12 protein-coding genes are annotated in these 15681 nt (G+C 39.4%); 11 read left to right on the top strand and 1 reads right to left on the bottom strand.

Annotation, left to right across the window (positions count from 1 at the left end; genetic code table 11):
• Positions 1 to 24: 24 nt before the first annotated feature.
• The 3 genes from rbfA (at position 25) to rpsO (ending at position 1820) form a co-directional block, all read left to right on the top strand.
• On the top strand, positions 25 to 456 hold the full coding sequence (gene rbfA / locus FH971_RS15090) for a 30S ribosome-binding factor RbfA (RefSeq protein ID WP_140234877.1): 432 nt from the start codon (positions 25 to 27) through the stop codon (positions 454 to 456).
• Complete coding sequence (gene truB, locus FH971_RS15085; protein WP_140234876.1) at positions 456 to 1409, top strand: tRNA pseudouridine(55) synthase TruB; 954 nt, start codon at positions 456 to 458, stop codon at positions 1407 to 1409. Before rbfA ends, truB begins: the two co-directional genes overlap by 1 nt.
• A 141-nt stretch (positions 1410 to 1550) precedes the next feature.
• The gene (gene rpsO, locus FH971_RS15080; protein WP_137226257.1) at positions 1551 to 1820 is read left to right on the top strand and encodes a 30S ribosomal protein S15; all 270 of its coding nucleotides are present in this window, start codon (positions 1551 to 1553) and stop codon (positions 1818 to 1820) included.
• Between the two features lie 309 nt (positions 1821 to 2129).
• On the opposite strand, the gene FH971_RS15075 is transcribed toward rpsO, so the two are convergent.
• Positions 2130 to 4163 (bottom strand): putative bifunctional diguanylate cyclase/phosphodiesterase, encoded by a 2034-nt coding sequence (locus FH971_RS15075; protein ID WP_140234875.1) that lies wholly within the window; start codon positions 4161 to 4163, stop codon positions 2130 to 2132.
• Positions 4164 to 4566: 403 nt separating this feature from the next.
• On the opposite strand from FH971_RS15075, the gene pnp reads away from it, so the two are divergent.
• The 8 genes from pnp to deoA all read left to right on the top strand — a co-directional run bounded on the left by pnp (position 4567) and on the right by deoA (position 15674).
• A complete protein-coding gene (gene pnp, locus FH971_RS15070; RefSeq protein WP_137226261.1) occupies positions 4567 to 6663 on the top strand; it encodes a polyribonucleotide nucleotidyltransferase in 2097 nt (698 codons plus the stop codon).
• Between the two features lie 152 nt (positions 6664 to 6815).
• Complete coding sequence (nlpI, locus tag FH971_RS15065) at positions 6816 to 7727, top strand: lipoprotein NlpI (RefSeq protein WP_137226263.1); 912 nt, start codon at positions 6816 to 6818, stop codon at positions 7725 to 7727.
• A gap of 76 nt (positions 7728 to 7803) precedes the next feature.
• Entirely contained in the window at positions 7804 to 9384 is a 1581-nt protein-coding gene (prfC, locus tag FH971_RS15060; protein ID WP_137226265.1) for a peptide chain release factor 3, read from the top strand.
• A 286-nt stretch (positions 9385 to 9670) separates the two neighbouring features.
• Positions 9671 to 10432, top strand: coding sequence for a TatD family hydrolase (locus tag FH971_RS15055; protein WP_140234874.1), 762 nt, complete (start codon positions 9671 to 9673; stop codon positions 10430 to 10432).
• Positions 10433 to 10609: 177 nt separating this feature from the next.
• Positions 10610 to 11872 carry a NupC/NupG family nucleoside CNT transporter gene (locus FH971_RS15050; RefSeq protein ID WP_140234873.1) on the top strand — a complete coding sequence of 421 codons (1263 nt, stop codon included), beginning with the start codon at positions 10610 to 10612 and terminating at the stop codon, positions 11870 to 11872.
• Between the two features lie 357 nt (positions 11873 to 12229).
• A complete protein-coding gene (locus tag FH971_RS15045) occupies positions 12230 to 13069 on the top strand; it encodes a nucleoside-specific channel-forming Tsx family protein (protein WP_140235623.1) in 840 nt (279 codons plus the stop codon).
• A 374-nt stretch (positions 13070 to 13443) separates the two neighbouring features.
• Positions 13444 to 14217, top strand: a complete 774-nt coding sequence (deoC, locus tag FH971_RS15040; protein ID WP_140234872.1) for a deoxyribose-phosphate aldolase — start codon at positions 13444 to 13446, stop codon at positions 14215 to 14217.
• Positions 14218 to 14342: 125 nt separating this feature from the next.
• Positions 14343 to 15674 carry a thymidine phosphorylase gene (deoA, locus tag FH971_RS15035; protein WP_140234871.1) on the top strand — a complete coding sequence of 444 codons (1332 nt, stop codon included), beginning with the start codon at positions 14343 to 14345 and terminating at the stop codon, positions 15672 to 15674.
• Positions 15675 to 15681 lie beyond the last annotated feature (7 nt).

The raw sequence follows: 15681 nt of genomic DNA, 5'->3' as shown, positions 1-15681 counted from the left end.
GACCTAACGATATGGCATATCATCATGGCAAAAGAATTTAGTCGTACACGTCGTATTGCACAACAGCTCCAGCAAGAACTTGCAATGGTGTTGCAGCGCGATATGAAAGATCCTCGCATTGGTTTTGTTACTGTAAACGATGTCGATGTTTCACGTGATTTAAGTTATGCAAAAGTTTATGTGACTTTCTTTGAAGAAGACACAGAACTTGTTCAACAAAAAATTGATGCGCTTACTGTTGCTGCGCCTTATATCCGTACTTTAGTTGCTGGCCGTATGAAATTACGTGTTATGCCTGAATTACGCTTTATTTACGATAGCTCACTAGTTGAAGGTATGCGTATGTCTAACCTAGTGACCCAAGTTATCAATAAAGATAAAGCCAAACAGCAAGAGTTTAATCCAGAAGCATCTGATAGCAGCGAGTCTGTTGACGGTGAAAAGGAGCAAGATTAATGGCTCGTCGCCCTAAAGGTCGCTTCATCGACGGTATAGTGTTACTCGATAAAGATACTGGCATGAGCTCTAATTTTGCCCTGCAAAGAGTTAAGCGTTTTTTTAATGCCAATAAAGCCGGCCATACAGGTGCTTTAGACCCGTTAGCAACAGGTATGTTGCCTATTTGTCTCGGAGAAGCAACTAAGTTCTCTCAGCATTTATTAGATTCGGATAAGCGCTACCTAGTGACGGCTAAATTGGGTCAACGTACTGATACGAGTGATTCTGATGGGGAAATCGTGCAAACGCGTCCCGTTAATGTTACTCAAGCATTACTTGATGAAAAGCTTGCGTTTTTTCGAGGAACCACTCAGCAAATACCTTCAATGTATTCGGCATTAAAATACCAAGGTCAACCTTTGTATAAATATGCTCGTGAGGGGATTGAAGTTCCACGTGAGTCGCGACCTATTACTGTATTTGAGCTCAATTTTATTAAGATTGAAGGTGATGAATTAACCCTAGACATTCATTGTTCTAAAGGGACTTACATACGTACCATTATTGATGATTTAGGTGAAATGCTTGGCTGTGGAGCACATGTTATTATGTTGCGACGTACTCAAGTTGCCGAATACCCGTATGAAAAAATGGTAACGTTAGCGCAATTAGAAGCGTTAGTTGAGCAATCCCATAGACAAGATGTTGCGCCTCAGACATTGATGGATCCATTATTATTACCAATGGATACAGCTGTGGCTAAATTTGCTGAAATTAACTTGCCAGACGAGATGTTATATTACGTTATGCAAGGACAAGCAATCCAAGCTGCGGGACTTAAGCCTGATGAATTAGTGCGTATTACTATTGGTGATTCACATCGATTTGTTGGTATGGGCATCATGAATGATGATGGTCTATTGGCACCTAAACGGTTGATTGTAATTCACGAAAATGATCCTGCAGAGTAGTCAGACGGCTTTAACGTTGGCTTTTAACAATAAAAAACGAATTTAGATTGCGGTTAACTATCAATGTGGTTAAAATACTGCGCTCGCTCTGGCTGAGTTAGTGATCGGCTAGAGATACATTTACTTTTTTTGGAGATACACATGTCACTAAGTGCTGAAGCAAAAGCGAAAATTTTGGCTGATTTTGGTCGCTGCGAAAACGATACAGGTTCAACTGAAGTTCAAGTAGCTTTGTTAACTGCTCAAATTAACCACCTTCAAGGTCACTTTAAAGAGCACATCCATGATCACCACTCACGTCGTGGTCTATTACGTATGGTAAGTGCACGCCGTAAGCTTTCTGCTTACTTAAAGCGTACTGACGTAGCGCGTTATACTGCTATGATCCAGAAGTTAGGTTTACGTCGTTAATTCGATATTCGGCTTACTTTTGTAAGCAGATTAGACCATAAAAAAGGAGGCTATAGCCTCCTTTTTTATTGCCCAAAATAAACAATATTTACTTTGGATAATCATACTCACTATAGTTGCAGCGCTGAACTTCAATATCTAAAATAATAGTGTTTATGCTTGAGGTGTTAGCAATGAGTATTTCATTACCATTTTTGTGATGATGAGCCACACGTGTAGTACTGGTGTACACGTAAATAATCATTGTAGACATTCAGTTTACAGGCGAGCGTCGTCACTTAATTATATGACGTCACGTTTATACAATCCCTACACATGAATGATCTTAGCGGTATTAGAGGCTATATATTTTTCTTCAAATTCTTCTATGGGTAACGGCTCACTGAAATAAAAACCTTGGCCTATTTCACATTGATTTTCTCTGAGCCATTCAAGCTGTTGTATATTCTCGATACCTTCAGCAACAATCGTCAAGTCAAGCTGGCGACCAAGCATTAAAATAGTCGATGCAATAGCGCTATCCTGTGGAAGATCGCTCACAAATGCTCGATCAATTTTCATGGTGGTAATTGGCAGGTGACGTAAATAAGACAATGATGAATATCCAGTACCAAAGTCATCAACCGCAATCCCAAAACCGGCAGATTTGAGCAGTTCTAATTTTGTTATAGCTTGTTCAATATCATTCATTAGCGATGTTTCAGTAATTTCGATTTCAAGCAATTCTGGACGGATTTGGTAACGAATTGCCAATTGTTTAATATCAGGAACTAAACTAGCATCAGCAAATTGTTGTGAGGCCACATTGACGGCAATAGGAATTTCATAATTGTATTTACGTTGCCATTCTCGAATCACTTTACAAGTTTGTTCAATGACCCAACGACCAATAGGGATGATTATCCCTGTTTCTTCTGCCACGGGAATAAATGACATAGGGCTAATCAAGCGTCCGTCTTTTTGCCAGCGAATTAACGCTTCACAGCCAACAACTTTATCGGTTTTTAGATCAAATTTAGGTTGAAAATACAATAAGAACTCATTGTTCTTTAGTGCATCATGTAAAGAGGCTTCTGTACGTAATCTAACCGCAGCGCGCTCAGTCATTTGTTGCTTGAAAAACGCCCATTGATTTGAGCCAGCTGCTTTAGCACTGTACATCGCGATATCTGCATGACGAATTAAATCTTCTGCCGTGATGCCATCTTCTGGATAAATAGAGATACCGATAGATGCCGCTGGATGAATGGCGTGCTCGTTAAGTTGAATTGGGGTGTTTAATTGAATAAGCAACTTGTCAACAAAGTCTGCTGCTTGTGAAGGTGTTTGAATCTCATCGGCTAAAATTACAAATTCATCGCCACCTAAACGAGCCACACTACCTTGCTCACCAACCACTCTTTCTAATATACGCGCAATACGAGCCAGGAATTGATCACCGATAGCATGACCTAATGAGTCATTGACGTTTTTAAACCGGTCTAAATCAATAAAGAGTAAGGCGAAATTCCGTTTATGAACTCGAGAACGTTGAATGGTTACATTCAACGTTTCTAATAATAAAGCCCGATTAGGCAAACCAGTCAATGGGTCTCGGGTTGCCATTTTTCGGAGTTTGTTTTGGGTTTGGCTAAATTGCAGCAAAATCTGATTAAACTTACTTGTCACAAGTCCTAATTCATCATCCTTATGCGCTTTAGACATGGGCAATAGATTTTCATCAGGATAATCTGGGTCAATTTTATCGATAGCTTCACTAATACGAGCAATAGGTTGAGTGAGAAAACGATGAAACACCACCGTTAATACTAAAGTGAGCAACAATGCTCGAGCCAATGTGGCAATGAGTCCAAGTTGGAGTTGATTAAACAGTTTGTTGGTGAGTTTTTGCGTGTCGTAGAATATGGTAAGTGTGCCGATTAGCTGTTGTTGCTTATTACCTTCAAAATAGAATGGGCGATATAACGGGCGCGAAATTTCTTTCAGATCACCAAAAAGACGGTTGCTGATGGAAACATAACTATTTGATAATTCATTTAACTCATTTGCCGAAGAAACAAATAATGAACCGTCATCAAGTTCAATGACAGCCGAGCCAACATTATCGACTTTGATAATGCCCTCTAGAGTTTGACTGGCAAGTTTATCATCTAAAGACCACACAGCGTTGGTGGTGGTTTGTTCAACAGAATTCAGTAGTTCTTGCTGTGCAGCTGTCAGTTGTTGTTTAGTCGTGATGACGACTAGTGCTATTTCGACAATAAAAATGGCAATTGCAAAAAATAAAGCAGTAAAAACAACTAAGTTTGTCTGTTTCCATGTTAGGGACTTAAAATTGGTCATTATGTATTATTCCATGTCACATAAGTGACTATTTTTACGTTAATTTTGTAACATCTTAAAATGCTAAAACTACAAAATATGTAGACCCAATATGAAAATCAATTCTATTGTGGTTGTTCAATATATAAACCCGACAGAAATTGATATTATTGCTCATAACTTTAGTCAAGTTCCTCTGTCTTGTCATCAATAATCAGTGCAATAAGTCAACCTTAAGTCACTTAATAGACATAAATAGAGGTTTTTCGTGCCACATTGAGTTTTCAATACGGTGTGCTCATCTAGGAATGTGATTATTTTTATGATTTTCACATTCTACCACTCGCGTCTATTTAACTATTCGAGCTAATTGAAGTATACTCGTACGCGTAATTAAAGGTCATTAAATTAAGGAATGGGTCACGTGAATCCAATTGTAAAGAGTTTTGAGTATGGTCAACATACAGTCACCTTAGAAACGGGTGTTATTGCACGTCAAGCAGATGCTGCAGTTTTAGCAAGCATGGGCGATACCACAGTATTAGTTACTGTAGTGGGTAAAAAAGTAGCGGATCTAAGCCGTGGTTTTTTCCCTCTAACGGTTAATTATCAAGAAAAAACCTATGCTGCAGGTAAAATCCCTGGTGGTTTCTTCAAGCGTGAAGGTCGTCCTTCAGAAGATGAAACTCTGATTGCACGTCTAATTGACCGTCCTATTCGTCCTTTATTTCCTAACGGTTTTAAAAACGAAGTTCAAGTTATCATCACTGTAGTTTCAGTTGACCCACAAATCGAACCAGATATTGTTTCAATGATTGGTACTTCTGCGGCACTTGCTATCTCTGGTATCCCTTTCAGTGGCCCACTTGGCGCTGCACGTGTTGGTTACATCGACGGTGAATATGTACTGAACCCAACTGTTGATCAGCTTGCTACAAGTTCACTTAACTTAGTGGTAGCGGGTACTAAAGGTGCTGTACTTATGGTTGAATCTGAAGCTAAAGCGCTTGCAGAAGAAATCATGTTAGGTGCTGTAACTTACGGCCATGATCAACAACAAGTCGTTGTTGATGCCATTGCTGAGTTCAAGGCTGAAGCCGGCAAACCAATGTGGGAATGGACTGCACCAGTTCAAGATCCTGTGTTAGTTGCCAAAATTAAAGAACTTGCTGAAGTAGGCATGACAGAAGCTTATCAAATTGAAGTTAAGCAAGACCGTTATGTACAAGTCGGTATTGTTAAAGACGCAGCTAAAGCAGCATTAGTTGCTGAAAATCCAGAAGTTGATACTCGCGAAGTAGACAACTTACTTGGTAGCTTAGAGAAAAGTGTTGTACGTGGACGTATTATTAATGGTAAGCCACGTATCGATGGTCGTGAGCCAGACATGATCCGCGCATTAAGTGTTTTAGCTGGTGTACTTCCACGTACACACGGTAGTTCATTATTTACTCGTGGTGAAACTCAAGCTCTAGTAACCTGTACTTTAGGTACTGAACGTGATGCTCAGAAAATTGATAGCATTATGGGCGAACGTACTAATCGTTTTATGCTTCACTATAACTTCCCTCCGTATTCTGTTGGTGAAACAGGTATGGTTGGCTCACCTAAGCGCCGCGAAATCGGTCATGGTAAGTTAGCATGGCGTGGTATGAATGCTGTTATGCCTTCAGCTGAAGAATTTCCATACAGCATTCGTGTTGTATCTGAAATTACTGAATCTAACGGTTCAAGCTCAATGGCTTCTGTATGTGGTACTTCATTAGCATTAATGGATGCGGGTGTACCAATTAAGTCGTCGGTTGCAGGTATTGCAATGGGACTAGTTAAAGAAGGTGACGATTTCGTTGTACTTTCTGACATCCTAGGCGATGAAGATCACTTAGGTGATATGGACTTTAAAGTAGCGGGTACTCGTGACGGTATTACTGCATTGCAGATGGATATTAAGATCGAAGGCATTACTAAAGAGATTATGGATATCGCGTTGCAGCAAGCTTATGGTGCACGTGTTCATATCTTAAACGTAATGGATCAAGCTATTGGTTCACATCGTGATGATATTTCTGCCCATGCTCCACGTATTACGACTATCAAGATTAATCCAGAAAAAATCCGTGATGTCATTGGTAAAGGCGGTGCGGTAATTCGCGCGCTAACCGAAGAAACTGGCACTACGATTGAGCTAGATGATAATGGTACTGTTAAGATTGCATCTTCAAATGGTGAAGCAACTAAAGAAGCTATCCGTCGTATTGAAGAAATCACTGCTGAAGTTGAAGTGGGTCGTATCTATAACGGTAAAGTTATCCGTATCGTTGATTTCGGTGCCTTCGTTAACATTCTTCCAGGTAAAGATGGTTTAGTACACATCTCACAAATCAGTGACGAACGTGTAGCAAATGTATCTGACCATTTAGAAATGAACCAAGAAGTTGCTGTTAAGGTAATGGAAGTGGATCGTCAAGGTCGTGTAAGATTATCAATTAAAGAAGCTCAAGCAAAAGAAACTGCTGAGTAATTTAATCGTTAAATCTTAGTTATACTAAAAAAAGGAGATCATTTGATCTCCTTTTTTTTATCTATCGAAAAATAATCTGTAATGTCCATGGCTCTTAGATTGCCAGATTGCTATGATGTTGAATATTAATAGAACCTGATAAGGTAAAGCGGATGGAATGTAAACTACGCACCACAATCGTTGCCGTTGTTGTCGGTGCAAGTATGTTATTGTCAGGGTGTGCTGCAACGTTAGGTTCAAAAGATGATATTGCAGGACAGATGATTGTCGCGCCAGTGATGCCAGATTATAAATTGGAATTGACCTTGGCAAAGCTGAATGAAATTTTGGCTACTATGGAGTTAACTGACGAACAACGCGCACGTTTTCATTATGACCGTGGGGTTATATATGACAGTGTTGGTTTGCGTTTGCTCGGTCGAATTGATTTCCATCAAGCTATAAAATTACAACCAGACTTAGCCGATGCTTATAATTTTTTAGGTATTTATTATACCCAAGAAGGTGAGTTTGAGAGTGCTTATGAAGCATTCGATGGTGTATTAGAATTGTCACCAAGTTATGACTACGCCTACTTAAATAGAGGAATTGCTTTATATTATGGCGAACGTTACGAGTTAGCCGTTAATGATATGAAAGCATTTTATGAGCAAGATCCTAGTGATGGTTACCGTGTTCTTTGGCTTTATTTAATGGCTTCCTCTATAGATAAAAATAGCGCTTTAATTAATTTAACTGAACAGCGAAAGCAATTAAGAAATGAAGCTTGGTCCAGTGTATTGGTCGATTTTTACATGGGAAAAGTCAGTCAAGAACAAGTGTTTGTTGCAGCTAAAGTCGGTTTGTCTCAACCTAAAGAATACGCAGAACGTTTATGTGAAGCATATTTTTACTTAGCTAAACATGCTGCGGAAAAGGGGCAATATCAGCAAGCTGCTAATTTTTACCGTTTAACGTTAGCCACCAATATCTATGATTTTGTTGAACATCGTTATGCGAGAATTGAATTAGCTAAAATGCAAAATATGATTCAACAATCTACCGAATTATCAGCGAAGCACTAAAAAACACTTTGCCTAGCCAATTCTGTCGATAGGCGCTATAATTTGCGCCTTTTTTAGCGGCTAGTGCAAGGTTAACATGTCAGGCAATAAAGTTGAGGTCGACAAGCGTCGTACTTTCGCCATCATTTCGCACCCCGATGCGGGTAAAACCACCATCACCGAAAAAGTACTTTTATTCGGAAACGCCTTACAAAAGGCCGGTACGGTAAAAGGTAAAAAGTCTGGTCAACATGCTAAATCTGATTGGATGGAAATGGAAAAAGATCGTGGTATTTCGATTACCACCTCTGTGATGCAATTCCCTTACGGTGGTGCGCTTATCAATTTACTTGATACGCCTGGTCACGAAGATTTTTCGGAAGATACCTACCGTACACTAACCGCAGTAGATTCATGTTTAATGGTTATTGACTCCGCTAAAGGTGTTGAAGATCGTACTATTAAGCTTATGGAAGTAACGCGCTTACGTGATACACCCATAGTGACATTCATGAACAAATGTGACCGCGATATTCGCGATCCCATTGAATTGATGGATGAAGTTGAAGACATCTTAAAAATAGCTTGTGCACCTATTACCTGGCCAATAGGTTCAGGTAAGGAATTTAAAGGTGTGTACCATATTTTGCGAGATGAAATCATTTTATACCAGAGCGGTATGGGTCATACCATCCAAGAAGAACGCATTATTAAAGGATTACATAATCCTGAACTAGATAAAGTCCTTGGATCATACGCCACTGAAATACGTGATGAAATGGAACTGGTTGCTGGCGCTTCAAATGAATTCAATCAAGAAGCTTTTCTAAAAGGTGAGCTTACGCCAGTATATTTCGGTACAGCCTTAGGTAACTTCGGTGTGGACCATATTTTGGATGGTATTGTTGAATGGGCCCCAAAACCATTGCCTCGTGAAAGTGATGTCCGCAGAGTCACTCCTGATGAAGAGAAATTCTCAGGTTTTATCTTCAAAATTCAAGCTAACATGGATCCTAAACACCGAGATCGGGTTGCCTTTATGCGCATCTGCTCTGGTGTATATGAACAAGGCATGAAAATGCATCATGTTCGTATTGGTAAAGATGTAAATGTCAGTGACGCGTTAACCTTTATGGCAGGGGATCGTAGCCGTGCTGAAGCTGCTTATCCTGGTGATATTATTGGCTTACACAATCACGGCACTATGCGAATTGGTGATACATTTACTCAAGGTGAAAAACTGCGCTTTACTGGTGTGCCTAATTTCGCGCCTGAAATGTTCCGCCGTATTCGTTTAAAAGATCCTCTTAAGCAAAAGCAGTTACTAAAAGGCTTGGTTCAGCTAGCAGAAGAAGGTGCAGTACAAGTCTTCAGACCTGTGGATTCTAATGATTTAATTGTTGGTGCTGTTGGTGTACTTCAGTTTGAAGTGGTTGTTGGGCGCTTAAAAAGTGAATATAACGTAGAAGCCATTTACGAAGGTATCAGTGTCAGTACCGCTCGTTGGGTCTATTGCAAAGATGAACGTAAATTAGAAGAGTTTCGTCGTAAATGCAGTCAACAGTTAGCCCTAGATGGCGGCAATAATTTAACCTATATTGCCCCTACAATGGTCAATCTCAACTTATCAATGGAACGTTATCCTGATATTGAGTTTACCAAAACACGCGAACACTAATTGTTAAGATAGTTTTTGCAGATATGTTAAAAAGGTGGCTTTGCCGCCTTTTTTATTGATGTTTTTTTTGGATTATTAAGATGAATAAAGCTATTCTTAAATTATTTTGTGTAACTAATTGATAGTCATGTATTTTTTGTGTGTGGTGGTATGGGGTTAATACTAGAAAATCAACATTGTTGTTTGCCAATAGTGAACAAACATGAAAATAATATTGTAATATCAATAACCACATTACAACCAACCATCGATACTAATGTTGGCGATAGTATAAAAAGGCAATTTTATGATTGATACTCATGCTCACCTCGACATGGCTGCGTTCGATGATGATAGAGCACAGGTGTTTGATGCAATGCATCATCAAGGCATCACCTCCGCTATTATACCTGGAGTATCGGTTCAACAATGGCAAAAGCAAATCCAAATAGCACAGCAATATGACTGTTATTTTTCACTTGGTATTCACCCTTGGTATGTACCAGAGGATATTGATGCCACCATTATTCAGCTTGATACCATGTTACAGAAATATAGGGGGGACAAGCGTTTAGTCGCGGTAGGGGAGTGTGGGCTAGATAAATTGCATCATTGGTCGGATAAACAATTAACGTTACTTGAACAACAATTGTTGCTTGCAAAAACTTATCGATTACCGGTTATTTTACATGCAGTTAAAGCCCATCAAGAGCTTTTAGCTATATTAGGGAAAATGAAGCTAGACCGAAGCGGGGTCGTGCACGGATTTTATGGTAACAATGACATTGCCAAACGATATATTGACCTAGGTTTTAAACTGGGCATAGGGGCTTTAATACTCAATCCAAATGCAACAAAACTTCGCCAAACAGTAACAAATTTACCCTTAGAACATTTCTTAATAGAAACCGATTCACCTAGTATGCCTCCTTTCGACCATCCCAAAACGCGTAATACTCCTCTTATATTAAGTAGAATTGTGTCCGAAATCGCATTTTTAAAGAAAAAAGAAATTGTCTGTATATTAGAACAGTTGAATAAAAATGCTGTGCAACTATTTGAGCTTTAGTCTTTTTTATTGAAACGAAAACATCAATTTGTTATTTAATTTGCTAAGAGATTGAAATTAAACTTTAAAAGCTTGATCAAAACAACGCTTTTCGTTTCATGCTCAGTTATAATCGTCAACGGAAATTAGGTGAGTTAACAACATTCAAAAAAACTGTTAACAAAAGGGTGATGATTAATGGATATAGTAATGAGTTTAGTAGGGGTGGTCACCTTACTATTGATAGGTTTTGCACTATCAAATAATAGAAAAGCAATTAATGTACGTACCGTCGGTGGTGCTTTAGCAATTCAAGCATTCTTCGCTGGTTTCGTATTATATGTTCCAATCGGTAAAGATATACTGAAAGGTGTTTCAGACGCAGTATCAAGTGTGATTAGTTATGCACAAGCAGGTACTAGCTTCTTATTTGGTGATTTGGCTAACTTTAAAGTTGGTTTCATTTTCGCCATCAACGTATTACCTGTCATTATATTCTTCTCTTCTCTAATTGCAGTGCTTTACTATTTAGGCATTATGCAGTGGATCATCCGTATTATCGGTGGTGGACTACAAAAAGCATTAGGCACTAGTCGTACAGAATCTATGTCAGCTACAGCGAATATCTTCGTTGGTCAAACTGAAGCACCATTAGTAGTACGTCCGTTTATTGCGACAATGACTCAGTCTGAGCTATTTGCCATCATGGTTGGTGGTTTAGCGTCAATCGCTGGTTCTGTATTAGCGGGTTACGCGCAAATGGGTGTTCCAATTGCATACTTAGTGGCTGCGTCATTCATGGCGGCACCAGGTGGTCTATTAATGGCTAAACTGATGCACCCAGAAACAGAAGCCTCTATCAATGAAATGGATGAATTACCAGATGATCCTGATAAGCCTGCAAACGTATTAGACGCTGCTGCTTCAGGTGCTGCATCAGGTATGCACCTTGCATTAAACGTTGGTGCTATGTTGATCGCATTCGTTGGTTTAATCGCAATGATCAACGGTATCATCGGTGGTGTAACAGGTTGGTTTGGTTTAGAGGGTATTACTCTTGAACTTATCCTAGGTTATATCTTCATGCCTTTAGCATTCTTAATCGGTGTACCTTGGAATGAATCGTTAGTTGCGGGTTCTTTCATCGGTCAAAAGATTGTTGTTAACGAATTTGTTGCTTACTTAAACTTCGCTCCGTATCTACTAGATGCATCTGCTGAAGGTTTCAAAGTAGTAGCAGAAACTGGCATTATGATGTCAGACCGTACTAAAGCGATTATATCTTTCGCATTGTGTGGATTCGCTAACTTATCTTCTATTGCAATCTTACTTGGTGGTTTAGGTGCTATGGCTCCTGCACGTCGCCATGACCTTGCAAAATTAGGTATCCGTGCTGTTATCGCTGGTTCATTAGCTAACTTAATGAGTGCGACATTAGCCGGTTTATTCTTAGCTATCTAAGAAGAAGTCCTTGGGGGAAACCCCAAAAGCTGGGTCTTTATATCAATAATAAATTAGAGACCCAGTTTTTTAAGAAAGTTGTTATTGATTTTTGTGTTAATCCACCGTTTCCCAATATGAAGTTATGCCGTTTTATTGATTGTAAAAAAGGATGCTTTAAATCCTCTAGTCAAAGGTAAAATGTCAAATTGTTAATAATGTGTAGACAAAAAGTCGCGACATTGTTCACATAAAAGAATTTTGTATTCGTTTTTTATTGATTAAATATTGAGATTTATATCAGTAACGGTAAAATGCGAATGACTAAAAAGAAGTGCTATCCACGAAGATAGTTAAATAATATACATGGGGTTGATGATGAAAAATGTAAAAATGTTAGCTTTAGCGGGTGCAACAGTTGCTGCTATTTCTGGTAATGCTTTTGCGGCAGACCGTACAGATCTTCACGGTAGTGATTACAAGTGGTTACAGTTTAACGCTATGTACTCTATCGGTGAAAAGCCAGATAACCCAGCATCTGGCGATCAACATAACTACTTAGAAATGGAATTTGGTGGTCGTTCTGGTGTTGTTGATCTTTATGGTTACGTTGATGTGTTCAACTTAGCAAATGAATCTACTGACAATGGTGACAAAAACCCAGGTTCAGGCACTAGTAAAATATTCATGAAGTTCAATCCACGTTTCTCTATCGATGCTATTACGGGTAAAGATTTATCTTTTGGTCCAATCCAAGAAGTATATTTCTCAACTTTATTCAACTGGGATGGTCTTAACGGCGAAGGCGTTAACTCTACATACTGGGGTGTTGGTGCTGACGTAAATGTACCTTGGTTAGGCAAAACTGGTATGAACCTTTATGGTTTCTATGACATGAATGCTAAAGAATGGAATGGTTATCAGTTCTCAGCTAACTGGTTCAAGCCTTTCTACTTCTTTGACAATAAGAGCTTCTTGTCATTCCAAGGTTATATCGATTACCAATTTGGTGCTGACGAAGACGAAACTGCTTTTGTACCTAAAACGTCAACCGGTGGTAACATCTTCTTTGGTCTATACTGGCATTCAGATCAATATGCGCTTGGTTATGGCTTAAAAGGTTTCCAAGACGTTTACTTGTTAGAAGATGGTGCTGGTGCGCTAGCTCTAGAATCTACAGGTTGGTCACATTACCTATCTGCTACTTACAAGTTCTAAGATTGGTTTAGTGAATATGTTGGAGCCGCTTTGCGGCTTCAACTTTTACACAAAATCACTATCAAATTTTTATCTAAAACTATTATGTTTAACAGTATTTTTATATAAAGGTTTGTACTCTACAAAGTTTTATTTTTACGCGCTAAAATGGATTTTTCGCGGAATAGTTAAAACAAATATCTTTGTTTTACCTTTTCCGGTCTTCAAGGATTCAAGTCGTGGTACTCGTTATCAGATTGAATACCTAGGTTAGTAAATATCACCTAGATTTACTGGCAGTACTGAAGGCCCGGCCATAATTTAATCATATGCCTGTTCAATAGTATTGCCTGAAAAAATTTATCGACTTTGATTTTTCGTTTCGGAGAGCAATTATGACTGATTTAAAAAAAGCGGCACTACGCGGTATTTCATTAATGGATTTAACCACATTGAATGATGATGATACAGAACAAAAAGTGATTGATTTGTGCCATAAAGCCAAGTCTCCTGCTGGCAATACCGCTGCTATATGTATATATCCTCGTTTTATTCCTATCGCACGTAAAACACTTAATGAGCTTGATTGTGAAGACATTAAAATTGCTACAGTGACTAACTTTCCTCATGGTAATGATGATATTGCCATTGCCGTGTTAGAAACCCGTGCTGCTGTTGCCTATGGTGCCGATGAAGTGGATGTTGTGTTTCCTTACAGAGCGTTAATGGCTGGTAATGAGACGGTTGGCTTTGAATTGGTAAAAGCGTGTAAAGAAGAATGCGGTGAAGATGTCCTTTTAAAAGTGATTATCGAATCTGGCGAGTTGAAAGATCCTGCTTTAATTCGTAAAGCATCAGAAATAGCTATTGATGCAGGTGCTAATTTTATCAAAACATCAACCGGGAAAGTACCGGTTAATGCCACGATTGAAGCGGCTGAAATAATGCTAACTGTGATCAGTGAGAAAAATCGCCAAGTTGGTTTTAAACCAGCTGGTGGTGTACGTGATGCCGAACAAACTGCAGAGTTTTTAGACCTAGCCGAACGTATTTTAGGTGCTGATTGGGTCAGTCCGCAAACATTCCGTTTTGGTGCCTCTAGCCTATTAAACAGCTTACTGCATACCCTTGAAATGACTGAAGCGCCTAAATCGACTTCAGGCTACTAATTCGTATTATGCATTAACACTCATTTTGCATGACCACTAATGGTCATGCAAAGCGTCATCATCTGATGACATTTCAGATATTAATGGCGATCCTCAAGGTGTTGGATTGCCTAAAGGGGACTCATATGTTTCTTGCTCAAGAGATTATTCGCAAAAAACGCAACGGCGATGCACTAAGTACGGCTGAAATTCAATTTTTTGTTGATGGTATTACTCATAATACGGTTTCTGAAGGTCAAATTGCTGCGTTCGGCATGGCCGTGTATTTCAAAGACATGAATATGGACGAACGTATAGCATTAACGATTGCGATGCGCGATTCCGGAACAGTATTAAATTGGGATTCACTCGGCCTTGATGGTCCTATTATTGATAAACATAGTACTGGCGGTGTGGGTGATGTTATCAGCTTAATGCTTGGCCCTATGGCTGCAGCTTGTGGTGGTTATGTACCGATGATTTCCGGGCGTGGTCTAGGTCATACTGGTGGTACACTAGATAAGTTTGATGCTATTCCTGGATATCAAACTGAGCCTTCAAGTGAATTGTTCCGCAAAGTTGTTAAAGACGCAGGTGTTGCCATTATTGGCCAAACTGGTGACTTAGTACCGGCAGACAAGCGTTTCTATTCCATTCGCGATAATACCGCCACTGTAGAATCTATTTCGTTAATTACCGCATCCATTTTATCTAAAAAGTTAGCTGCTGGACTTGATGCCCTTGTGATGGATGTAAAAGTAGGAAGTGGTGCATTTATGCCAACCTACGAAGCATCTGAAGAATTAGCTCGTAGTATTACTGCTGTCGCAAACGGTGCAGGCACAAAAACAACCGCGTTATTAACGGATATGAACCAAGTGTTGGCTTCATGTGCAGGTAATGCTGTTGAAGTTCGTGAAGCGATTAACTTTTTAACTGGTCAATATCGTAATCCGCGTTTATATGCTGTCACCATGGGATTATGTGCAGAAATGCTCATTTTAGGTGGTATTGCACAAAATGAAGCAGAAGCACGTAATAAGTTAAATGCTGTACTCGATAATGGTAAGGCCGCTGAAGCGTTCGCTAAAATGGTTGCTGGCTTAGGTGGCCCAACCGATTTCGTTGAGGCATATGATAAATACTTACCTCAAGCGAAGATTATACGTCCAGTTTATTCGAACATATCTGGTTTTGCTTATAAAATGGATACACGCGAACTTGGTTTATCTGTTGTTACCTTAGGTGGCGGACGTCGTAAACCTGGTGATGTATTGGATTACAGTGTTGGATTAACTCAAGTGTGTGCATTGGGTCAGGAAGTTAATAAAGATGTCCCGTTAGCGATGATCCATGCTCAATCTGAAGATGCTTTTGCAGAAGCCGCAGCAGCTGTTCAGCAAGCGATTGTTATTGGCGATAGTGCGCCTGAGAAGACGCCTGAAATATATCGTTATATTCGCGCTTCAGATTTATAAAGGGAAA

It is taken from the genome of Shewanella polaris (assembly GCF_006385555.1).
GTDB lineage: Bacteria > Pseudomonadota > Gammaproteobacteria > Enterobacterales > Shewanellaceae > Shewanella > Shewanella polaris.
This window is presented reverse-complemented; position numbering and strand designations above follow the sequence as displayed.